This is a genomic window from Brevibacillus sp. HD3.3A, assembly GCF_013284375.2.
Classification (GTDB): Bacteria; Bacillota; Bacilli; order Brevibacillales; family Brevibacillaceae; genus Brevibacillus; species Brevibacillus parabrevis.
Genome location: NZ_CP085874.1, coordinates 2,769,040 through 2,790,630, shown reverse-complemented (window position 1 = coordinate 2,790,630; position 21,591 = coordinate 2,769,040). Strand labels below are relative to the sequence as shown.

17 protein-coding genes and 2 pseudogenes are annotated in these 21,591 nt (G+C 55.1%); 8 read left to right on the top strand and 11 right to left on the bottom strand.

Annotated elements, in window-relative coordinates:
* Positions 1-238: 238 nt before the first annotated feature.
* Together HP435_RS13780 and HP435_RS13775 are read left to right on the top strand one after the other, a co-directional pair.
* Positions 239-1,426: a multidrug effflux MFS transporter gene (locus tag HP435_RS13780; protein WP_122963392.1), complete on the top strand. Its 1,188-nt coding sequence runs from the start codon at positions 239-241 to the stop codon at positions 1,424-1,426.
* A gap of 186 nt (positions 1,427-1,612) precedes the next feature.
* Positions 1,613-3,247, top strand: coding sequence for a multicopper oxidase family protein (locus tag HP435_RS13775; protein WP_173598738.1), 1,635 nt, complete (start codon positions 1,613-1,615; stop codon positions 3,245-3,247).
* A gap of 104 nt (positions 3,248-3,351) precedes the next feature.
* Here the strand turns inward: HP435_RS13775 and HP435_RS13770 are convergent, their stop codons facing one another.
* Positions 3,352-5,316, bottom strand: a complete 1,965-nt coding sequence (locus HP435_RS13770) for an ATP-dependent DNA helicase (RefSeq protein ID WP_173598737.1) — start codon at positions 5,314-5,316, stop codon at positions 3,352-3,354.
* A 166-nt stretch (positions 5,317-5,482) separates the two neighbouring features.
* Between HP435_RS13770 and HP435_RS13765 the strand changes: the two genes are divergently transcribed.
* On the top strand, positions 5,483-5,842 hold the full coding sequence (locus HP435_RS13765) for a Lin0512 family protein (protein WP_122963395.1): 360 nt from the start codon (positions 5,483-5,485) through the stop codon (positions 5,840-5,842).
* On the opposite strand, the gene HP435_RS13760 is transcribed toward HP435_RS13765, so the two are convergent.
* Both HP435_RS13760 and pepF read right to left on the bottom strand, forming a co-directional pair.
* Complete coding sequence (locus HP435_RS13760) at positions 5,839-6,171, bottom strand: MGMT family protein (RefSeq protein ID WP_122963396.1); 333 nt, start codon at positions 6,169-6,171, stop codon at positions 5,839-5,841. The two genes, HP435_RS13765 and HP435_RS13760, sit on opposite strands and share 4 nt — an antisense overlap.
* A gap of 103 nt (positions 6,172-6,274) precedes the next feature.
* The gene (pepF, locus tag HP435_RS13755) at positions 6,275-8,080 is read right to left on the bottom strand and encodes an oligoendopeptidase F (RefSeq protein ID WP_173598736.1); all 1,806 of its coding nucleotides are present in this window, start codon (positions 8,078-8,080) and stop codon (positions 6,275-6,277) included.
* Positions 8,081-8,318: 238 nt separating this feature from the next.
* Here pepF and HP435_RS13750 point away from each other — a divergent pair, with 238 nt between their 5' ends.
* Positions 8,319-9,545 carry an aminopeptidase gene (locus HP435_RS13750; RefSeq protein ID WP_122963398.1) on the top strand — a complete coding sequence of 409 codons (1,227 nt, stop codon included), beginning with the start codon at positions 8,319-8,321 and terminating at the stop codon, positions 9,543-9,545.
* A gap of 115 nt (positions 9,546-9,660) precedes the next feature.
* Here HP435_RS13750 and cdaS read toward each other — a convergent pair whose 3' ends face one another.
* The 7 genes from cdaS to HP435_RS13715 all read right to left on the bottom strand — a co-directional run bounded on the left by cdaS (position 9,661) and on the right by HP435_RS13715 (position 15,559).
* Complete coding sequence (gene cdaS / locus HP435_RS13745; RefSeq protein WP_122963399.1) at positions 9,661-10,320, bottom strand: sporulation-specific diadenylate cyclase CdaS; 660 nt, start codon at positions 10,318-10,320, stop codon at positions 9,661-9,663.
* A gap of 75 nt (positions 10,321-10,395) precedes the next feature.
* Complete coding sequence (locus HP435_RS13740) at positions 10,396-11,157, bottom strand: LamB/YcsF family protein (protein ID WP_122963400.1); 762 nt, start codon at positions 11,155-11,157, stop codon at positions 10,396-10,398.
* Positions 11,154-12,182 carry a 5-oxoprolinase subunit C family protein gene (locus tag HP435_RS13735; protein ID WP_122963401.1) on the bottom strand — a complete coding sequence of 343 codons (1,029 nt, stop codon included), beginning with the start codon at positions 12,180-12,182 and terminating at the stop codon, positions 11,154-11,156. Before HP435_RS13735 ends, HP435_RS13740 begins: the two co-directional genes overlap by 4 nt.
* On the bottom strand, positions 12,179-12,892 hold the full coding sequence (pxpB, locus tag HP435_RS13730; RefSeq protein ID WP_122963402.1) for a 5-oxoprolinase subunit PxpB: 714 nt from the start codon (positions 12,890-12,892) through the stop codon (positions 12,179-12,181). Before pxpB ends, HP435_RS13735 begins: the two co-directional genes overlap by 4 nt.
* A 57-nt stretch (positions 12,893-12,949) precedes the next feature.
* Complete coding sequence (gene pcp, locus HP435_RS13725; RefSeq protein WP_173595897.1) at positions 12,950-13,597, bottom strand: pyroglutamyl-peptidase I; 648 nt, start codon at positions 13,595-13,597, stop codon at positions 12,950-12,952.
* Positions 13,598-13,628: 31 nt separating this feature from the next.
* Positions 13,629-14,402 (bottom strand): IclR family transcriptional regulator, encoded by a 774-nt coding sequence (locus tag HP435_RS13720; protein ID WP_173598735.1) that lies wholly within the window; start codon positions 14,400-14,402, stop codon positions 13,629-13,631.
* Between the two features lie 272 nt (positions 14,403-14,674).
* Positions 14,675-15,559, bottom strand: a complete 885-nt coding sequence (locus HP435_RS13715) for a YitT family protein (protein WP_122963648.1) — start codon at positions 15,557-15,559, stop codon at positions 14,675-14,677.
* A gap of 292 nt (positions 15,560-15,851) precedes the next feature.
* Here HP435_RS13715 and HP435_RS13710 point away from each other — a divergent pair, with 292 nt between their 5' ends.
* Both HP435_RS13710 and HP435_RS29265 read left to right on the top strand, forming a co-directional pair.
* Positions 15,852-16,895 carry a DUF4855 domain-containing protein gene (locus HP435_RS13710; RefSeq protein WP_173598734.1) on the top strand — a complete coding sequence of 348 codons (1,044 nt, stop codon included), beginning with the start codon at positions 15,852-15,854 and terminating at the stop codon, positions 16,893-16,895.
* Between the two features lie 77 nt (positions 16,896-16,972).
* Positions 16,973-17,230, top strand: a pseudogene (locus HP435_RS29265) (SWIM zinc finger domain-containing protein); the annotation flags it as partial.
* Here the strand turns inward: HP435_RS29265 and HP435_RS29260 are convergent.
* Positions 17,207-17,275 (bottom strand): annotated as a pseudogene (locus HP435_RS29260) (hypothetical protein); the annotation flags it as partial. The pseudogenes HP435_RS29265 and HP435_RS29260 sit on opposite strands and share 24 nt — an antisense overlap.
* 1,298 nt (positions 17,276-18,573) lie before the next feature.
* Between HP435_RS29260 and HP435_RS13700 the strand changes: the two are divergent.
* Positions 18,574-21,441 (top strand): DEAD/DEAH box helicase, encoded by a 2,868-nt coding sequence (locus HP435_RS13700; RefSeq protein WP_173598732.1) that lies wholly within the window; start codon positions 18,574-18,576, stop codon positions 21,439-21,441.
* 2 nt (positions 21,442-21,443) lie between these two features.
* Complete coding sequence (locus HP435_RS13695) at positions 21,444-21,581, top strand: hypothetical protein (RefSeq protein ID WP_173595891.1); 138 nt, start codon at positions 21,444-21,446, stop codon at positions 21,579-21,581.
* Positions 21,582-21,591: the final 10 nt, after the last annotated feature.

Genomic DNA, 21,591 nt, shown 5'->3' with positions numbered 1-21,591 from the left:
ATTTCACTCAGATCGTAACAGAAGTGTCATATGTTTTTGGCCAGAACGCTTCCTGATCGCATTCTGCTAGTTCCGCCAGGATGTTTTTTGCTATAATCAGCGCTAACAAAACTCCCCCTATGAAAAAAGATTGGTGAAATCAAATGATGGCATTCTCACAACTGACGAAGTGCAAACCCCCGATCCCGTAATTTCCCTCTAACCGTTTGAGATTTTTCAACGAATAGGGGGAAGTATTTTGCATACCAAAATCTCAACACCGTCACTGTTTTTGCTCATTTTGCTCGTCGGTTTTCCGCAAATCAGCGAGACGATCTACACGCCGTCGCTGCCGGATCTCGCCAGACAGCTTCACGTTGGCAACAGCACGGTTCAACTGACGCTCAGTATATATTTTCTCGGATTCGCCTTCGGTGTGTTTTGCTGGGGCAGGCTCTCTGACGCCATCGGACGCCGCCCGGCCATGCTCTGGGGAATCGTCGTCTATGGATTGGGCAGCCTTGGCTGCTATTTGTCCGCTTCGGTCGAGTGGCTGCTCGTTAGCCGTTTTGTGCAAGCTTTTGGCGCAAGTACAGGTTCTGTGGTCACACAGACGATCTTGCGGGAGTGCATGGACGGTCCCAGACGGCATGCCGCTTTTGCGCAAATTTCCGCCGCGCTCGCTTTTACCCCTGCTATCGGACCGTTGATCGGGGGCTGGGTCGACCAATGGTTCGGGTTTTCGGCGGTATTTTTTACGCTCGTCTTGATGAGTGTCGGGCTGTTCTTCGCGACCTTTTTCTCGCTGCCTGAAACAAGGGTGGCGTCCCCGGCCAAGACAACTGTTCGTACCGTTTTCAAGCAGATGCTTGCGGACCGGAGAATTTGGGCCTTTGCCTTTTTGATCGGGGCGACGAACGGCATTTTGTTCAGTTATTATGCCGAAGCCCCGTTCATCTTCATTGAATTTTTTCAGATGACACCAGGCTGGTTCGGGTTTTTGGGCGTGCTTGTCGCCCTGTCCTCGATCTGCGGAGCCATGTTAGCGAAAAAATGGCTGCCCCGGTTTGCTGCGGAAAAGATCATTTTGATCGGTTCTTTGGTGGCGACAGGCGGTGCAGCATGCTTGACTGTTTTGACTTTGGCTGGCGTGGAGCCGAATCCGCTCTCGCTGTGCCTCATGCTCGCGGCGATTTTTATGCTGCTGCTTGGAATCGGCATCGCCATCCCCAATTGCCTGAGTCTCGCACTTGTCGACTACGGTGCGGTGCTTGGAACGGCTGGCGCGATTTTGGGGCTAGGCTACTACGTGCTGGTCAGCCTGATTACGACTGGCATGAGCTACTTGCACAACGGCTCGCTCGTCACGATGCCGCTGTACTTTTTCGCGTTGGCACTGCTCATGTCGCTGGTCAGCCAAAAACTTGCCGCTCCCAAAAATCGTTAAACCACACAGACAGATGTAGCAACTAGCCGTTACCCTTTTCAAGCCGATTTTCCTGTTGCGGGAAGATCGGCTATTTGCGTGTTTGACGCCTGCTCTGCTGCTTCCTGTTGCCGTGCCTTCATGGTTTCTCCACATTCCTTTGCTACGCTTTTTTCGAAAAACATTATGAGGAGGATGCAGAAATCCATGAATCAATCCATGTTGCGAAGCAGCGTTTTTCCCGTGTTGCTTGGCGGTCTGGTACTTCTCGCCGCTTGCTCGCCGGACCAAGCTTCCACTACAGAGCATGCCGGACACAATATGGCGGCTACCCAGGACAACACGCAGGCAACCGCCCCTGTGACCCAGCCGATGGCAGCGGCAAGCGACAGTCCCATGCAGGTGCTGACTGGCAATGCGTTCACTTTGACGGCAAAAGAAAGCATGCTGCATCTCGATGACCAGACGATGAAAACGGCTTGGACGTACAACGGAACTGTTCCAGGCCCGCAGCTGCGCGTCAAGCAAGGCGAAACCGTTTCCGTCACGCTGAAAAATGAACTGCCGGAGCCTGTGACGATCCACTGGCACGGACTGCCCGTACCCAACAACATGGACGGCATCCCCGGCGTTACGCAAAATGCGGTAAAGCCAAACGAAAGCTTTACGTACCGCTTCACAGCCGATGTCGCAGGCACGTACTGGTACCACTCGCACCAGAACAGCTCGAAGCAAGTAGACAAAGGACTGTACGGCTCGCTCGTCGTCGAACCGAAAACGTCCGCCCCAGTGGACAAAGACTTTACGCTCGTCCTGGACGAGTGGATGCAGGACGACAGCATGGCAGAGATGCACGGAGGATCAGGCGCGATGGCAGGCATGAATCACGGGACTACTCCCGCTTCGCCGGGCACCTCGGCCGGAAGCGGCCACGACATGCCGGATATGAATGGCATGAGTGATGCGAAAATGATGCCGCTCATGTACACGATCTTTTCCGTCAATGGCAAGACAGGTTCGGCGATTGCACCCCTGCGGGTGAAGGAAGGGGAAAAGGTGCGCATCCGCCTGATCAATGCCGGGTATTTGTCCCACAAGCTGAATTTGCAAGGACATGCGTTCAAGATCGTCTCCACAGATGGGCAACCGCTGCACAATCCGCCGCTTGTCAAAGATCAGCTGCTCAACATCGCCCCTGGCGAACGATACGACCTCGAATTTGTCGCAAACCAGCCGGGAGCGTGGCTGCTGGAAGAAAAGAGCAGCAATCCCGGAGCCAAGTCGTTGGCCGTTCCCATCGTCTACGAAGGTCAGGAGCACGCGCAACGCCAAGCCGAATCGGCGAACCCCCTGCCTGTCGTCGACATCACGACTTACGGCGAGGCAGCGAAAAGCAGCTTTTCACTCGATCAAGCCTATGACGTGACGTACCGGATGGATTTGAACACGGACACGCGCGATGGACAAATGGCGTTTACGATCAATGGGCAAACGTTTCCGAACGTCCCTCCCCTCGATGTGCAAAAAGGCGATCTGATCAAAGTCACACTCGTCAATAACTCGCCGGAGGATGTGCACCCGATGCATTTGCACGGACACTTTTTCCAGGTGTTGAGCAAAAACGGCAAGCCTATTTCCGGCTCGCCGCTGCGGAAAGATACGTTGAACGTACAGCCCGGCGAGTCTTATGCCGTCGCTTTTGCAGCCGACAATCCGGGCGAGTGGATGTTCCACTGTCACGATCTGGGGCACGCGGCAAAAGGCATGGTGTCCGAAGTCAAGTACGCAGGCTTTCAGCGCGATTTCACCGTCGATCCGACTGTCGGCAACATGCCGGAATAAAAAAGAAGCAGGACGCCGCCTTGGCTCCTGCCTCTTTTTTGCTTTCCTTTTTTCCACAACAGAAGAACGGCGTGCAAGCTCCCGTTCCCGTCTCCTGCACACGTCTACACCAATTCGCTTGCCCAGGCATCACGCCACTCGACCCCGGCGGGAAAGACGCTCTGCACATGTTTTCGCAGCTGCTCGTCGTTCCACAGCTCCGGGCTTAAAATCGAGACGATGCCGCTGTCCTCGCGCGTCCGAATCAGACGGCCAATCCCTTGGCGCAGACGCAGCAGCATGTATGGCAAATCGACCTCGGCGAACGGCGACGCCGCGCTTTTCCGCTTGGCGGCAAACACCGGATCGTTCGGAGGAAACGGCAGCGACCAGATGATCACGTTGGACAGCGACGGCCCCGGCACATCCAGCCCTTCCCACAACGTCACGGCGCACAGGATGCTCTCCTCGTCGTTCTGAAAACAGGAGATCAGGTGGCTGATTTCCGCATCGCCTTCGTACCAGAAACGCATGGAAACGCACTCCGGGTAAGCTCCCACAGCCGCTTTGAACTCCTGCATTTCCTCCATCGACGAAAACAGCAGCAGCGCACGACCGCCCGTTTTTTGCAGCAGCGACACAGCCAAATCCATTTTTTCCGCAAACGGCTGCGTACAGGACAACGGCGGCACGAAAGCTTCCATCTGCTCCGCATATTCGTAAGGCGAAGCGACGGAGAACGACAAATAGTCTTCGATGCCGAGACTGTCCGCGATGTAGTCAAACGAGCCTTCTACCGACAAGGTCGCGGAAGAGAAAATAATCGGCATGTTTTGCGCGAAAACGCGTTCCCGCAAAACTTCCTGCACCATTTTCGGCATGACGACCAACGTAGGGCCTGTCCATTCTTCGCTCATCCAGGAAATGACGTGATCAGGCTTCTGGAACAAGCCGAGAGCCAGCTGCATCATTTCCAGATGCTCTTCCACAATCCGCAATTGGAACTCGTCCAAAGAATACAGGCCGCTCTCCAGCGCCAGCTCCTCTTCAATCGAAGCAATCAGGCTCGTAAAACGGTGGATCGAGGCAATCAGCTGCGGATGGAAGGAGATCTCCTTGCGCGTCGAACCGGCAACCGGCTTGCTTTCGGCGTTCAGTCGCAAAAACAAATCTTCACTCTGGATAATCGCTTCTTCAATCGCTACCGCCAGCGACTCCCTGATTTCGCCTTGCAGCAGGCGCGTAATGATTTCTTCAAACACGGAATGATTCAGCTTGTAGGTCAACGCCTTTTGCGCCGCAGGCTCCAGCAGATGCCCTTCGTCGAAGATGACAGAGCTGTGATTAGGCAAAAGCGGCAGTTGTCCTCCCCGCTTCCGCGCCTCATACGTCCAGACATGCTCCATGTAAAAATCGTGCGAGCAAATGATCAGATCGGCAGACTGGCGGTAATGGTTGCGCGACAAAGTCTGTCCGCACCGATGCTGTCTGTCGCAGACAAAACAGTCCTGGAAAGCGTCCCAGTTCATTTGCGACCACTGCTGGTCGTTCAGCGCGGAGTAGGCGCTGCGGTCGCCGTATGGAGTAAACGATTGAAGCGCTTCATGCTTGTGGACAAACGATGGCAGCTCCTCGTAAATGTGCATAAACACTTCGTCGCTGTCCAGCTTGTAACGCGCCTCGTCCAGCTTGCGCAAGCAAATGTACTGGTCTGGCGACTTGCCGAGCCTCGCGTCAATGGTCAAGTCGAGATGCTTGGCCAGCTTGGCGATATCCCCCTCCGGCTTCACCAGCTGTTCGATCAACGACTCGTTGGCACAGGCGATGATCGCCGGCTTTCTCGTATAACGCGCATAGCAGATGGCGTACAGCAAATAAGCGAGCGTTTTTCCCGTGCCTACGCCTGCTTCGGCAAAAATCGTCTGTTTCTCCTGGAAGGCCCGCTCCAGCTGAAAAGCCATGTAAATCTGCTCGTCGCGCACTTCGAAGCCAGCCTCAGGCAAAATATCGTAAAACACGTCCGCTACCCAGTCACTTACTTGCGAGATAAACGGCTGGGCGGGATCGTAGGCAAAAGGATACCGTTCCACTTCAAACCTGCCTCCATTATGAACCAAGAATCGTCGAGCAATGATGCCAAAGTGTAATGATGACACGAGTCATGGATAAACACAATACGTCAGGCAGGAAAAAATCGCGATTCGTGGTAAGATGGGAGAGAAACGACGAAGGAAAATAGTAGGAGTGAATGCGACAATGGACAAAGTCATGTTTATCGAAATCGGCATGGGGATCGATCTCCATGGACAAAACGTTACCAAAGCAGCCGTTCGCGCTGTCCAAAACGCCATCCATCACAACTCGATGCCGGGTCTGCGCTCTGTGCTGCCCGGAAATGATATTCACAAAATGAAAGTCAACGTGCGTCTCGCTGTGCCTGCCGACCGCGACAAGCTCGATCTCGATACCGTGCGGGCGGAGCTGCCTTACGGAGAAGTGTCGTTTGAAGTCGTGGACGGCGGCATGCTGACGAGCAGTGGCGTCGTCATTGCGGAAAAGGAAGACAAAAACGATCTGGCGTACGTCGTGATCGCTTCGGTGGAAGTCGGCTACTAATCAGGAAATCGAGCCAGTCCAGGTTCAGGGTGGTGTTGAAACCGTTCCAGATCGATGTCGCCCGTCTTGGACACCGTTACGCCTTCGCCTTCCAGCAACATTTTTTGCAGCGTCATGGAATCGAAGTCTTGCAACCCGATTTTTCCTTTGGCATTGATGACCCGGTGCCACGGGAGCTTGTGCTTTTGCGACATGGAGTGGAGTATCCGCACGATTTGTCTGGCTCCCCGCGGACTCCCGGCCAATGCGGCGATCTGTCCGTACGTCATGACAGTGCCTGCTGGAATGCTGGCGATAATCTGAATGGCGCGCTTCGTAAATTCGGTCATTTCCCGTTCTCCTGTTCTCTTTCATCCAAAAGTCGAAAAAGGCTCGTGATGCTTTCGTCATCACAAGCCTTTTTTCCTGTTCAGCTAAGCTTTGGGCAACTGGTTATTTTTCAAACAGTCTTTCCAGCTCGTCTACGAGACTGCCGACATACGCCACGGCATCGCGGATCGGCTGCGGCTCTGACATATCTACGCCTGCTTTTTTCATCAGCTCCAGCGGCTTCAGCGTGCCCCCTGCTTTCAAAACAGAAAGCCAACGGTCGACAGCTGGTTGCCCTTCCGCTTTAATGCTTGCCGCCATCGCAGTGGAAGCGGTCAATCCCGCCGCATACGTGTACGGATACAGTCCCATGTAGTAGTGCGGCTGGCGCATCCAGGTCAGGCTGGCTGCCTCGTCAAGCTCCACGGTGTCTCCCCAGAACTCTGCCAGCACTTGCCCTTTCCACTCCGACAGCTTTTTCGCTGTCAACGGCACGTCGTTTTGCGCGGCTTCGTACACTTTGCGCTGCATGCGGCCTTCCAGCAGATGCGTCACGAAGTTGTGGTAGTACGTGTTCATCAGTTGCAAAATGACCCAGCGCTTGAGGCGCGGATCGTCAGACTGCTCCATGATGTGCTGGGCGAGCAGCAGCTCGTTGATCGTGGACGGTGCCTCGATAAAGTACAAGGACGGACGCGAGTTGGTATAGCTTTGCTCACGGGTAGCCAACGTGAAGTGACCGCAATGTCCCAGCTCATGAGCCAGTGTGAAGGCGCTGCGCATGTTGCCCGACCAGGTGATCAGAATATAGGAGTGATTGCTGTACGGCGTCGAGCAGAAAGCCCCTGTCGATTTGCCCACGTTGTCGACGTAATCGATCCAGCGCTCGGACAGCGCTTTGTCCATGATCTCTGCGTATTCCGGTCCCATCACCTGCAAAGCGGACTTGATCAGGCGCCCCGCTTCCTCAATCGTAATCGGCGGGCTAAATTCAGGATCGAGCGGCGCTTTCAAATCGCAAAACGTCAGCTTTTCCAGTCCCAGCTCTCGCGCTTTGAGCTTGGCGTAGCGGCGCATGTGCGGAGCCAGCTCTGTTCCGATAATATCGAGAATGTTGTGGTACAGTTCGAGCGATACTTGTTGAGGATGCAGCAGCATGTCGGTGACGCTGTCGAAGCCGCGCAATCTGGACAGGACGGTCTGCTTCTTCACCTCTGTGGCATAGACGGCAGCGAACGAGTTTTGATAAGCCGCCAACGTTTTCGAAAAAGATTCGTAGGCAGCCCGGCGCAATGTCGTATCGGAAGACATTTCATAGTCCGCTTCAAACAAAGCAAACGAAACCGGACGTTCTGCCCCCGCCCCATCTTTGACAGGCGCGAAGGACATGTCGGACAGCTTCCCGCGTTGATAAATCGTGTAAGGCGCTGCAAACACTTCACCGAGTGCGGCAATGGCAGACTCCGTATCCGCAGACAGTCGATACGGCTTCGTTTCCAGCAAATCGGAAAGACTTCTGGCAAAAGGCGCAAGTCCCGGCTCTTCTTGCAGGTATTTCTCAATCGTGCCATCTGGCAGCGCCAAAATTTCGGAAGGCACAAACGAAAGCGCTGCGTTCAGCGTCGACACGACATCGCCCACCCGCGCAGAATTTGCCTGATTGAGCGGATTGGTGCCATCTTCGGAGGAACGCAGGCGGGCGTATGTCGCCACCAGATTCGCCCGCACCTCCATTGCTTCTTTTGCTTCCAGACATGCGAGCAATGTCTCTGCTCCTGTATGTAGCTGTCCTTGGAATGCGGTGACAATCGGCAGCTGATTGACAATCTCGTCAAGCTCCTGCTCCCATGCTTCTTGGCTGGCAAATAAATCGTCCAGGTTCCACGTATGTTCTACGGCCACCTGGTCACGCATGAGTCTCGTTTTCACTCTGTCTGCCTCCTTGTCATTCCCTCAGTAAAATGTTTTTGATTATTCAAGTTTGATTCTATTTGAATTTTCCTCCAATTCGCGAAAATATACAAGTCCGCTTTGCACGCGAAATCCGCCGTAATCTGTCTTTTCCTGCGCTTTCCGAGGAAATTCTTTCGAAAATAACTAGCAAGCCATTCCAATTTCCCAGGTATAATAGAAAAGAATTTATCGCCAAAGAAAGGGAGGTTTTCTTATGTCTTTTGAAGTGATGTTTGATCGCTATGCCGATCTCGCTGTAAAAGTCGGCGTCAACGTACAGCCGATGCAGACACTTGTTGTTAGCGCACCGCTCTCCTCCGCTCCGTTTGTGCGCAAAGTAGCGCGCAAAGCGTACGAAGCGGGAGCAAAACACGTACATATCGAATGGACCGACGACGAATTGACCCGCATGAAATACGATCTGGCACCCGATGAAGCTTTTGCCGAGTATCCGCAGTGGAAAGCGCAAGGCATGGAGGAACTGGCGCAAAACGGCGCTGCCTTCTTGTACGTTTCCTCCACCAACCCTGACTTGCTCAAAGGCGTGAAGCTTGAGCGAATCTCCAGCGCGAACAAGGCAGCCGGACAAGCCTTGCAGACGTTCCGCAGCTACACGATGTCAGACAAAGTAAGCTGGTGCGTGCTCGCCGTTCCATCCGAGGCATGGGCCGCTACCGTGTTTCCTGACTTGCCAGCGGACGAGCAGGTCCCCGCTCTGTGGGACGCGATCTTCAAAGCGACTCGCACAGACGCGGCTGATCCGGTTCAGGCTTGGCACGACCATCATGCCACGCTCAACAGCAAAGTCGCGTATTTGAACGCGAAGCAGTATCGTTACCTCCACTACGAAGCGCCAGGGACCCAATTGACGATCGAGCTTCCTGACCGCCACGTCTGGATCGGAGGGGGCAGCGTGAACGAAAAAGGCGTTTCCTTCATGGCGAACATGCCTACCGAAGAAGTGTTCACCGCTCCGAAAAGAGACGGCGTGAACGGAACCGTCCGCAGCACGAAGCCGCTCAGTTATCAAGGAAACATCATCGAGAATTTCAGCTTGACGTTTGAGCAGGGAAAAATCGTTTCGGTCACTGCCGAAAAAGGCGAAGAAGCGCTGAAGCAGCTCGTCGCAACGGACGAAGGCTCGCACTATCTCGGAGAAGTCGCGCTGGTTCCCCACCAGTCTCCGATCTCTTTGTCCAACATCATTTTTTACAACACGCTGTTTGACGAAAATGCCTCGAATCACCTGGCGATTGGCAGCGCTTACTCGGTCAATATCGAGGGCGGTGCAGACATGAGCCAGGAACAATTGGCGGCACACGGCATCAATACGAGCCTGGTGCACGTCGATTTCATGGTTGGCTCCGAGCAGATGAACATCGATGGCGAAACAGCTGACGGTGTCCGCGAGCCTGTATTCCGCAACGGAAACTGGGCATAAGCAAGCGGCAAGCAAAACGGCAAAGCGGTTCGCCGGATTCACGGAACCGTTCCAGCGCATGCGCAAGAGGACCGCGCGCCCTTTTCAGGTGCCCCGGTCCTCTTTTTCGTTCCTGCTACATATGGGTAATGATCGGGTAAAGCCTGCCTTGCAAGGCAAACGATGCTTTGCCTGTCTCCTCGGAGACGACGATGATCAGCGCGTCGCATTGCTCGCTGAGTCCCAATGCCGCGCGGTGCCTCGTTCCCAGCTTCTTTTCCCCGACGGTAATCTGCGACAGCGGCAGGACGTTGGCAGCCGAGACAATCTGATCTCCGCGAATGTACACCGCCCCATCGTGCAGCGGACTGCCCGGAAAAAAGATCGATTCGAGCAAGGAATGGCTCAACACGGCCCCAATCGGGATGCCCGCCTGCAAAAAGGGAGCTACGGAATCTTCCCGCTCCATGACGACCAGGGCACCTTGACGCTTTTGCGCCAAATGCGAAACAGCCAAAGACAAGTCGGTATATGTAGACGAATACGGAGCGAGATAGCATTGCAAATAAAAGGAAGCCGCTGTCGTCTCCAGTCGGCTGAATCTGCTGCGAATCTCGTCAAAAGTGCCCAGCAAGCAGCCTTCCGCTTGATCGAGAGCGAGCAAGCTTTGCTGCATAACCGCGAGGATGCTGGTCAATTCCTGCTTCAGCTCCGCTTTCAAGGAGGATGTATCGCAGTTCATCTGTACGATGGTCGTCCTCTCCCTCCACCAGCTTTTCCTCTGATTGTTCCCCATTCACTCCGGTTTCATCCTGCCAGTTGCCTGTGCGCCTTTTCCGGAGGCTGACCCGTTTTGATCTAGCTCATCTGCTTACGAGCGCACGGGACGGATGGAAATATGCGCGGCGGCAAGCGCCTGACGAATGCACTGGGCAAACTCCAGAGCGTGGGCACCGTCTCCATGAATGCAAATCGTATCAGCCCGTATCGACACATCTGCGCCTTGCACAGATTGCACGACTCCTTCTGTCACCATCCGCACGACCTGCCGCACGGCTGCCTGATCGTCCGTGATCAGGGCGTTTGGCTCTGTGCGGGGCGTCAATGTCCCGTCTGCCTGATACGTCCGGTCGGCAAACACCTCATGGGCGGCGCGTAGCCCGATTTTTTCCGCTGCCCGTGTCAATTCGCTCCCGGCCAGCCCAAACAGCACCAGCTCCGGGTTAACCTTGAACACTGCTTCCGCTATCGCTTCCGCCAGGGCCGGGCGCGTTGCTGCCATGTTGTACAAGGCTCCGTGCGGCTTGACGTGCTGCATCGTGCCGCCTTCTGCCTGGACAAAAGCTTGCAGCGCACCGATCTGGTAGACCGTCAGCTCGTAGGCGTCCTGCGCGGAGATATCCAGATTGCGACGACCGAACCCAACCAGATCGGCCAGGCCAGGATGGGCGCCGATTGCCACTTCGTTTTCCAGAGCCAGCTTCACTGTTTTTCGCATCGTCGCCGGATCGCCCGCATGCAGGCCGCAAGCGATATTCGCTGAACTGATATACGGCAAAATCGCCTGATCATTGCCCAGGCGATACACGCCGAAGCTTTCCCCCATGTCGCAGTTCAAATCGACAGTCTTCATCGTTTGCTCCTCCCTCCCAAGTAAAGCTCAATTCCCGTTTCGAGTTCTGCGAGCGCCTTTTCCTGCTCGTACCATGCCTGCTGGGCAGCGCGCAAGGTCACTTGTTGAAACTGTACCCGATCATGTGGACGCAGCTGGGCCAGGATGGGCAAATCGACAGTCGCCACATGGCCGATTTTCGGATAGCCGCCTACCGTTTGCCGATCTGCCAGCAATACGATCGGCATTCCACTCGGCGGAACTTGGATCGTTCCGGCAGACACAGCGGAAGAGATCAGCTCGACAGGTTCGTTCAGCGCAAGCTCTGGCCCGTGCAGCCGATATCCCATCCGGTCTGACTGCACGCTGATTTGATAGGGCGTTGTCCAAAAATCGCGGCGGCTTTGCGCGGTGAACAGCTCGCTCTCGGCCCCGGGCATGACCCGTACGACCGCGTCTTTTTGCTGTGGATAAGGGAAAAATGATTGTGGGACAAACCAGTCGGCCTCGCAAAAGGAATCGGCTCTGTTCACGCTCCGGTCTTGCAGTTGCCGGGCAAGCCGTACATTCTTTTTTCCCGGCTTTCCCAGGGACAGCCTGTCTGTTTCCGCAAGCGCTCTGCCCCATGCCCCGCCAAATTTGGCCCGCACGTTCGTGCTTCGGCTGTTCATCACGAGCGGCACGTCAAAGCCGCCTGCGATGGCGAGATAGGCGCGGCAGCCTTCTCTCGCATGCCCGAAGCGGAGGACACTGCCGCTTTGGACCAAGACTGGGCGATTGCGGCGAAGACGGCGCTCATCTAAAACAGGCTGCATGTCCGCCCCGCATACCGCCACGAGCACATCCTGGTGAAAGCGCAGCGCTGGCCCTTTCATGGTCAGCTCCAAAACAGCTGCGTCAGGCTCGTTGCCGACGAGCAGGTTCGCCACTCGCAGCGCCAGCGCGTCCATCGCTCCGTTGACATGGACGCCATGCCGCTGATACCCGTATCTGCCCAAATCTTGTACGGTCGTGAACAAGCCTGGCGAGATGACTTCGACACTCATCGCCCCACCTGCTTTCTCTGTTCATACTCAGCCGCAGAAATCGGAACGAAGCGCACCCGATCACCTGCGCGCAGCAAGCTGGGCGGATGCTCTTCCGGGCGAAACAGACGCTCTGGCGTGCGACCGATAATTTGCCAACCGCCGGGACTTTCCAGCGGGTATACGCCTGTCTGTGCCCCGCCGATCCCGACGCTGCCCGGCGCAATCGCCGTACGTGGCGTCGACCTGCGCGGAGTGGCGATCCGCTTGTCCAGCCCGCCCAAATACGGGAAACCGGGGGCGAAGCCGATCATGTGCACGATGTACGCTTGACCGCTGTGAATCTGGATGACTTCTTCCTGCGTCAAACCGTGGTATTCGGACACTTCTTGCAAATCCGGGCCGTACTGTCCGCCGTAGCAGACCGGGATGTCCACCACCCGTTGCTCCGATGCGGCGGAAAAAGACAATTGGCGCAACTGATTTTCGAGCGCTGCCTGGAAACGATCGTACGCCAACTCTTGTCCAAGCGGATCGCGCCATGCGAGCGGGTCGTAATAAATCGTCACAGTCGTGTAGCCAGGCACGTATTCGGTCATTCCCGACAGCGGCTGCTGCTCCAAATACGCGGAGATCGCCATGATCTTTTGCCGCGTCTGTTCGTCGATCACATCCCCCAGCTTGAGAACAATTCCTGCATCTCCGAGCGGAAAAAACTCCAGTCGCTCCACTCTGCACTCCTCCTGCCCATCTGTGTCGCTACGCTGCTGTGCCACGCGATCTTGGTGTCAGCTGATTTGTCCGCCGCCCTCCACGATGTCGCGTTCGTGATTCACAGCCGTTTCGATGGCAATCTGCAAACCGTTGACAATCGTCTCTACCGACATGCTCGGCTGCCCCGGATGCTTGGCCGCTTGTTCAGGCAAATACGGAATATGGACAAAGCCTCCGCGAACAGCCGGATATTCTTTGTCCAAGGCGTGCATCAGCCCGTAAAACAGATGATTGCAGACAAACGTGCCCGCTGTTTGCGACACGGAGGCAGGTATCCCTTTTGCCCGCATTTCTTTGACGATAGCTTTGATCGGCAAACTCGACCAATAGGCGACAGGGCCGTCTTCCACGATTGGCGTGTCGATCGGCTGCTTGCCCGCGTTGTCCGGGATTCGCGCATCGTCTACGTTGATCGCTACCCGCTCGATGCTAATATCCGCACGTCCGCCAGCCTGTCCGATGCAAAAAACGAGATCGGGCGAAATCTCGCGGATCGCTTGCAAAAGCAGTTCGACCGATTTGCCGAACACCGTCGGGAGCTGCCTTGCCACGATGCGGTACTCCCCAGCTTCCACCTCAGCCAGCCGTTTCACCGACTCCCAGGCCGGATTGATCGCCTCCCCGCCAAACGGGTCAAATCCTGTGACCAAAATCGTTTTCATTTCGCTTCTCTCCCTTTTTTCTAAAAGTAGATTACTCATTCCCGTTTGCCCGCCGATAGCCAAGCGCCGTCGAGATCCGCTCCGCCGCATTCGTCAGGTGAGCAACCAGTTCAGGTAGCCGCGCCTGCGAGAACCGCTCCTGTGGCCCGGCAATACTGATGCCCGCACAAATCCGGCCGAGATGGTCAAAAATCGGTGCAGCAATCGCTACCGTATCGTTTTCCAGCTCGGAATGGCTGATCGTAAACCCTTTGGCCCGAGACTCAGCCAGCAGACGGCGCAGCTCGTCCTTGTCCGTAATCGTCCCGCGACCGATTGGCTGCAAATCCACCTCTTGCAAATAGCGTTCGCGCTCCTGCTCCGCCAAAAAAGCAAGAATGATTCGCGAACACGCCCCCGCGTACAAAGGCGCCCGTCTCCCGATCTTCGTATACAGCCGCACCGGATGCGGAGTATCGAGCTTTTCCACATAGATCGCCTCGTCGCCGTCCCGAATGATCAGGTGGACCGCTTCCTCTACCTCGTCGCGCAGGACACTCATCACGGGCAAAGCGAGCTGCCGAATATCCAGCCGCTCCGCCACCAGTTGTCCGAACTGCAAAAACAGCAGCCCCAACGCATACTTGCCATCTTCTCCCCGCTGCAAAAAGCCCATCGCTTCCAGTGACCCTGCCATGCGGTGAACAGACGTTTTTGGCATTTGCGCGTACGCGATCATTTCATTCAGGCTAAGTCGCTCGTGCTCGATGAACAATTGGAGCAGCTCCATCGACTTCACAACCGTCTTGTTTTGGTGTTGGTTCATAAAAAGCTCCCGTTTGTCGCGAATTTTGTTCCGAATTTCGGAACATCAGTTTCATTTTTGTTATCTCCATCATAATTTTCTGTCTGCCAAAAATCAATTGCTGCTTTTCGAGTTTTCAGAAAAATAGGCACTTCCTTTTGCCACATTAGAAAACGTGGCTGCGTCAAGCCTTTGGCGCAGCCTTAGTTGCACTTATACTGGATAAGAATCTTGTAAATTCTTATCTGCACAAAAAAAAGCAAGCTGTTCGCTTGCCGTAACACTTCCCGCTGTTAGTGAATGTTCTTTTTCTTGAACCGTCCGCCTGATACATCGTGAATATGTCCAATTGCGAGAAAGGCAGAAGTGTCGATCTCCTCGACGATCGACTTCAGCTTCGCTTCCTCCAGTCGCGTGATCACACAGAAAATGACTTTTTTATCGTCGCCGGAATAGCCGCCCTCGCCGCGCAAATACGTAATGCCTCTTCCCAGCCTGGCTGACAAGGCATCGCCGATCTCGTCAGGAAAGTCGCTGATGATCCAGACCGACCTCGATTGCTCCAGTCCGACCATCGTCAAGTCAATCATTTTATAAGCGATGTAGTAGGCAATCAGCGAGTACATCGCCCGATCCCAGCCAAAAATGAAGCCTGCGCTGCCGAGAATAAAAATATTGAAAAACATCACGACCTCGCCGACCGAAAAAGGACTTTTCCGCGTCAGCAAAATGGCGACAATTTCAGTGCCATCTAGCGAACCGCCTGCACGAATCACCAGTCCGACGCCAATCCCGATGATGATTCCGCCGAACACCGCAGACAACAGCAAGTCGTCGGTCAGACTTGGGACATGGTGCAAAAAATTCGTGCCCAACGACATGACCGCAACGCCAAACAGCGTGGAGATCGCGAACGTTTTTCCGATCTGCTTGTAGCCGATCAACAAAAACGGCAAGTTGAGCAGAAAGAGGAAAACCCCGAGCTTGATCCCGGTCAGGTGCGACATCATGATCGACAGACCCGTCACGCCGCCGTCGATAATATTGTTCGGCACGAGAAAAATTTCCAGTCCGACTGCAACCATCAGCGCCCCGATCACAATGGCGAGCGCCCGGGTGACAATCCTTCGTTTTTTCGCCCGCCTGTGGGTAATCGGACTCGTTTTTGCCGCTTCCATGAAAATCATCCTTACCCGTTTTTTTCTTTTCTGCATCAGCTTTCCCCGGTTGGCAAAAAAATAGCCAGCCGTTTTTCCTGGCTGGCTGGCGAATCCGCCCTTGTTTTCCTGCTAAAATACGGGCTATCCCCAAAACGCGATCAAAATAATGCCGACGGTAATCACAGACGACATCGTCAGTCGCCACACCCATCCCGCCAAAAAATGAAGCTTCTTTTCGCAAATGGAGGTACATACGTGTTAGCGAAGGTTTCTTTTCGCCATGAATCCGAGGAAAAAGAGGTGTTGCATCATGGCCCCCTACCCTTCGCTGCGAAACAGCCCGATCGATCAACTTTTCCTCACGTATACTGGCTACAGCATCGGCACGGACGGAACGCCGCACTATCAGTTTTGGGAGTGTACCGACTTTCTTCCTCTGCTGTTTCACACGGACCCGGCAACCGGGCTGACAGATGGTGTCATGTTCACCGATTTTCTCTTTTTGGCTCTCGGCATTTTGAACCAGTCGGGAGAAGGACGCTTTTTGGCGCGACATGACAAGGCACCCGCCAACTGGAACGAATGGCTGCGCTATATGGATGAGCTGTTTTTGTGCGACCGGAACCTGGATGCCTTGTGCCAGGCGGTGCGCTGTTCGCCGTTGTCGCGCACGAATGTGTGGATTGCGCTGCCTTACCCGAATCCGCAAGTTTTCGGTGACGACGAGTGCCGCATCCAGGCTGTCGTCGACTGGATGTGTCTGTTTCTTGAGCGCTGGGCGACAAAGCCGTGGCAAGATTGCCTATGCCTGAGAGGTTTTTACTGGCTTCAGGAAAGCTTGTACTTCCAAGGGCCAGAGTACGACGATCGGCGGGTGATTCAGGCTGTCAACGCGGCGATCCACAGCTGCAAAATGGCTGGGCAACCGCTCCGCAGCATCTGGATTCCGTACCAGCAGGCGGCTGGCTGGAACGAATGGTCACAGCTCGGCTTCGACCTCGCCTTTTTGCAGCCCAATGCTTACTTCAATCCGAAAAAAAGTCTGGATGCGGCGGCGGTTGCCAGCTACGACCAGCAAATGGGCGTCGAAATCGAATTTGACCTCGGCGTGACTTATGATCAGGACAAACGGGCGCGACTGCTGGAATATTTGCGGGCCGGAGCTGCTGGCGGAACAGATCGGCAAGGCCAAAGCTACGGGCCGTTCCAATACGATTCGCCGCTCGCCTGGTACACGGGCGGCTGGTTTTTTGGCAAAAACGGGCGCAAACAGGCAATGATCAGCCTGTACCAATCGGGCGATCCGCTTTATGAGCAGCTTTTCTACTTTTTAAATGGAATGACGCCACCGTAAATACGCTTGTTTTTTCCATTCACCCGACTTTTGCGTTATAATGGAGGGATGACACTTCGTTCGGAGGATCAAAGCAGATGTTGCAAAGAGAGTTGACACGGGAACAGGCGATAGCTGTTGCAGAGCAAGTCCTGCAACATGTGGAAGGCACGATTATCGAGCGTGGGTATTCGTACTTTTCCGATGGGGTTGTTTTCAATACGCGCGTCGAGAATAACCGCACACTATGCAGCGATGTGCAAGGATCACAAGTGTACCATGTGCGCCTCGATTTGGAGGAAGTGCAAGGCAGCTCCTGTACCTGCCCCTACACCCGTCTTTGCAAGCACATCGCGGCGACTTTTTTTCAAATGTATAGCGTCTTTGAAAACCCGCGCCATTTTTTGGGCAAAGCCCAGCAGCCACGCCGGGCGACATTTTCACCTGCCATGCTCATCCCGAACTATCGGCCAGCGGTCAGCCCGCCGCAAGGAAACGAGACCGCTCCTGTGCAATCAGGGCTTACCGCAGCCAGTTCCGTTCACGACTGGTGGGCCTTTTTCGAGAGCTGGACGCGCAATTTGTTATCGGCGATGGAATCGTTCCGCGCTTCCTCCGAGATTTTTTCCAGCTACCAAAACGTGTTGTCCGTGACCGCTGGCTGGCCGACCGAACGCGCCCAACTGTTCCACATCCACGCCAATTTGTTTCACCTGCAAAAATTGCAGCAATACGTCCAAACGTATCGGCAATCCCACTGGTACCCGGATCTCGCCCAAACCGCGGAACGATTGCTGGAGCAATTGGAGGGCGCGATCTATTTCTCCGATCGGCAGGCTTTGTGGAGCAAACATCGGCTTGCGCTGGAAGAGACGCTCACGATCATCCGCCGTTGGAAGGAAAACGACCTCTCCTCGCTTTATTGGGTGTACGCCTATCGCCTGGTCTGGTGGTCGCTGCTTGACGCCCCCGAGTGGATCGAGCAGGAGAAAGCGGAGCTTGACGAGACGATCGCTTCGCCTAATACGTCAGAGGCGGTGCTGGAAAAAGCCCGCTTGCTTCGCGCCCACTTTTCCGTGATGGATCGGCAGGACGATCTCGCCTTGGCGGTCTGGATGCCCATGCGTCGCCTGCCCCTGGCTTTTTATTTGCCGTACATGAAAGCTTTTGCCCGCGAAGCGCAGTGGCAACGTTTCCTGGACTGGACAACAGCCCTTACCGGACGGATCGGCCAGGCAGAAGCGCAGCAGTACCGCTTTGTGCTCACGGTCTGGCGGGAAGCGATGAAACAGGTCGGTCGAGAAGCCGAGTGCGGAGCGATGCTGAAAACGTTTTTGCCCAGCAGCTATCCCGAATACGCGCTCTATTTGTATGAGGAAAAGCAGTTCAAGTCATGGATCGACTTGCAGATGTCTTTTCGGGTCCCTTTTGCCGATCTCTCGGCTGTCCAGTTGAAAGAAATCGAGGAAGCCGATCCTGCCCTGTTGTATCCGTACTATGTGCGTGAAGTGAATCGGCTGATTCGCGAGCGCAATCGCACGGCTTACAAAGAAGCGATCAAACTGTTGAAAAGAGGGCGCGCCACTTACGCCAAGGCAGATCAGGAGGCCGACTGGGAACGCTTCGTGGACAGACTGTCTGCCAAGCACAACCGCCTGCGGGCTTTCCAGGAGGAGCTAAGGAGAGGAAATCTGAATCTATGAACACGGTTACAACCATGGTGCTAACAGCGGAGCTTTTGGCAGACGGCCGTTTTCTCATCGCCGGATGCGATCAAGAAGGTCAGGCAATCGATCCGGAGGAGGTTGCGGCAGCGCTTTTTGCCTGGGATGAATCATCCTACTACGGCACATTTGTGGAAAAAAACGAGCAAGGCTTGCTGCTCAGTCCGCTGGAGGCCCTGTCCTTTTTTTCCGATCCGCCATGGCTCTTGCACGGGAGTTACTCTGTGGACGAGCGTTTTGCGGAGTACCGCGATGCGGCTGTCACACTGACGCATACGCTTGCCGCCGGTGCCATCCTCCCCGATTTTGCCGAATGGAAACGGGGGCGGTTTGGCTGGAAAGCGGAGCCTGCTCCTTCGACGCTCCCCTCCTACGGCGACAGGTGGCTCTCGCACGTCCTCGAAGAATTGGTCGATGCGCCTGGAGAAGTCGGTCGTGCCTGGGATCAGCTTGTCGCCCATTTTCCCGCTCTGTTGGTTGCGGGCGACGAGCTTTCCGTCCATTTGCAAGAAGGAGAATGGCTGCAATCGATCGGCTGGCTCCCGGATGTGACGCCGTTTCGCACTTGTTTGCAAATTATCGAGCCTGCCCATTCGGAAAGCGACTGGCTGCTGCAAATTTACTTGCAGGACCGGGAAGAACCGGATCGGCTGTTCGTGATCGAGCCTCATTTGTTGGGGGCGGCTACTGCGCAAATGGCGAAAATCCCGCTGGAATGGAAAGAGCATTGGCGGCGCTTGCAGAGCGATCTGGAAAAATGCCGCGAGATTTTTCCTTGGCAACGATCCGGTGCAGGTGAACGGTCTGAACTGCGCACCCAGCTCACGAATGAGGAGGCGTGGATTTTTCTTACCTCTTGCAGCCTGCAACTCGTGCAAGCGGGCATTCACGTCTTTTTGCCCGCCTGGTGGGAGCAAGTACGCCGGGTCAAACCAAAGCTCAAGGCAAAAGTTTCCTCGTCTGTCGGTGCGAGCAGACAGTCTTTTCTCGGCATCTCCCAAGTCATGGACTTCGAATGGAAGCTCGCCCTCGGCCCTGTCGAGCTGAGCGAAGAAGAGTTTGCCCAACTGATTCGCCAAAAGCAACGGCTGCTGAAAATAAGAGGGCATTGGGTTCAGCTCACGCCCGATCTGTTTGCTGAGCTTCAGCAAGCGTTGCAAAAAACGAACGCCAAAAACGGCCTGACCTTGCGCGACGTGATGAGCATGCATCTCACCGCCAATACCGAGGTCGAGGAATCGCCTGACGACCACGATCCGGATGAACCGTACCCGCTCACCGTGGAAATCCAGCTCAATGCCCATCTGCTGGAGCTGATGCACCGTTTGCAGGAGACGAAGCGCATCCCGATTTTGCCCCAGCCGGACGCTTTTCACGGGACGCTGCGCAACTATCAGTTGGAAGGAAGCTCGTGGCTGTTGTTTTTGCGGCAATTCGGCTTGGGAGCGTGTCTCGCTGACGACATGGGGCTGGGAAAAACGGTGCAGTTCATCACGTACTTGCTGCACGTAAAGGCTTCCGGCGCGAGCCAGTCGCCTTCGCTGCTCATCTGTCCGACGTCGGTCATCGGCAATTGGCAGAAGGAATTGCAGCGGTTTGCCCCTTCGTTGAAAGTGTTCATTCACTATGGGAACAATCGTCCCAAAAAAGCAGAGTTCGAGCCTGCCATCGCGGGGGCCGATCTGGTCATCACGTCCTATGCCCTCTCCCATCTCGACGAACAGGAGCTGTCCACGATCACCTGGAGTACGATTTGTCTGGACGAGGCGCAAAACATCAAAAACGCCTACACGAAGCAGGCATCCGCCGTCAGGGACTTGAAGGCGTGGCACCGCATCGCGCTGACGGGAACGCCGATCGAAAATCGATTGAGCGAGCTTTGGTCGATCTTTGATTTCCTCAATCCCGGCTATTTGGGCAGTCTGGGCGAATTTACGCACCGCTTTGTGCAGCCGATTGAGCGCGACCGCGATCAGCAGCTGATTCAGACCGTGCAGCGGCTCATTCAGCCGTTTTTGCTGCGCCGGGCCAAGACCGATCCAGCCATCCAGCTTGATCTGCCGGAGAAAAACGAGAGCAAGGAATACGTTCCGTTGACCGCCGAGCAAGGTGCGCTCTATGAAACAGCGATTCAGGAAATGTTTTCGCGGATGGAAAACGTCTCCGCCATGGAACGGCGCGGTCTGATTCTCACGACATTGACCCGGTTGAAGCAGCTGTGCGACCATCCCGCGCTGATCTTGAACGAGATCACGACTGCAGATGAAGCAAGCCGCTCCCACAAGCTCGAAAGACTTCTTGAGTTGATCGAGGAAATTCGGCAAAAAAACGAGCGCTGCCTGATCTTCACGCAGTATATCGAAATGGGCAATTTGCTCCAGCGCGTGTTGACACGCGAAGGCTACGGTCCGGTGTTCTTTTTGAACGGGGCGACCAAAAAGGAAAAGCGCGACGAAATGATCGCCCGCTTCCAGGATACGTCCCTGCCCGATGAGGAACGCGGCGCTATCTTTATTCTTTCGCTGCGCGCGGGCGGCACAGGGTTGAACCTGACCGAAGCCAACCACGTCATTCACGTCGACCGCTGGTGGAATCCGGCTGTGGAAAACCAGGCTACCGACCGGGCGCACCGGATCGGGCAACGCCGCAATGTCCAAGTGTACAAGTTCATTTCACTCGGCACCATCGAAGAGCGGATTGATGAAATGATGGAGCGGAAGCTGTCGCTCAGCCAGCAAATCGTCAGCAGCAGCCAGGAAGCGTGGATTACAGAGCTGTCTACGGCTGAGCTGCGCGAGCTGTTCGCCCTGCGCCACGATTGGAACGATACGAAAGGACTGTGACCATGAAATCTCCAGATGAAGAAAAAACTTCTGTTCCCGTGTCCTCTGACCAGCAAAAGGCAGACTTGCCCGACGTCTGGAAACGGTTTTTGCAGACGATCCAGACCCGGTTTGCCGAGCAAAAGCGCCCTCGTCCATGACAATGCGAAA

Coding starts and splice junctions, on each gene's coding strand:
- HP435_RS13735 (WP_122963401.1), bottom strand. CDS start 12,182: ATGAGTGTCGAAGTCATCTCGCCAGGCTTGTTCACGACCGTACAAGAT.
- HP435_RS13700 (WP_173598732.1), top strand. CDS start 18,574: ATGAACACGGTTACAACCATGGTGCTAACAGCGGAGCTTTTGGCAGAC.
- HP435_RS13765 (WP_122963395.1), top strand. CDS start 5,483: ATGGACAAAGTCATGTTTATCGAAATCGGCATGGGGATCGATCTCCAT.
- cdaS (WP_122963399.1), bottom strand. CDS start 10,320: ATGGGGAACAATCAGAGGAAAAGCTGGTGGAGGGAGAGGACGACCATC.
- HP435_RS13710 (WP_173598734.1), top strand. CDS start 15,852: ATGGCCCCCTACCCTTCGCTGCGAAACAGCCCGATCGATCAACTTTTC.
- HP435_RS13760 (WP_122963396.1), bottom strand. CDS start 6,171: ATGACCGAATTTACGAAGCGCGCCATTCAGATTATCGCCAGCATTCCA.
- HP435_RS13740 (WP_122963400.1), bottom strand. CDS start 11,157: ATGAAGACTGTCGATTTGAACTGCGACATGGGGGAAAGCTTCGGCGTG.
- pcp (WP_173595897.1), bottom strand. CDS start 13,597: ATGAAAACGATTTTGGTCACAGGATTTGACCCGTTTGGCGGGGAGGCG.
- HP435_RS13720 (WP_173598735.1), bottom strand. CDS start 14,402: ATGAACCAACACCAAAACAAGACGGTTGTGAAGTCGATGGAGCTGCTC.
- HP435_RS13775 (WP_173598738.1), top strand. CDS start 1,613: ATGAATCAATCCATGTTGCGAAGCAGCGTTTTTCCCGTGTTGCTTGGC.
- HP435_RS13715 (WP_122963648.1), bottom strand. CDS start 15,559: ATGGAAGCGGCAAAAACGAGTCCGATTACCCACAGGCGGGCGAAAAAA.
- HP435_RS13750 (WP_122963398.1), top strand. CDS start 8,319: ATGTCTTTTGAAGTGATGTTTGATCGCTATGCCGATCTCGCTGTAAAA.
- HP435_RS13695 (WP_173595891.1), top strand. CDS start 21,444: ATGAAATCTCCAGATGAAGAAAAAACTTCTGTTCCCGTGTCCTCTGAC.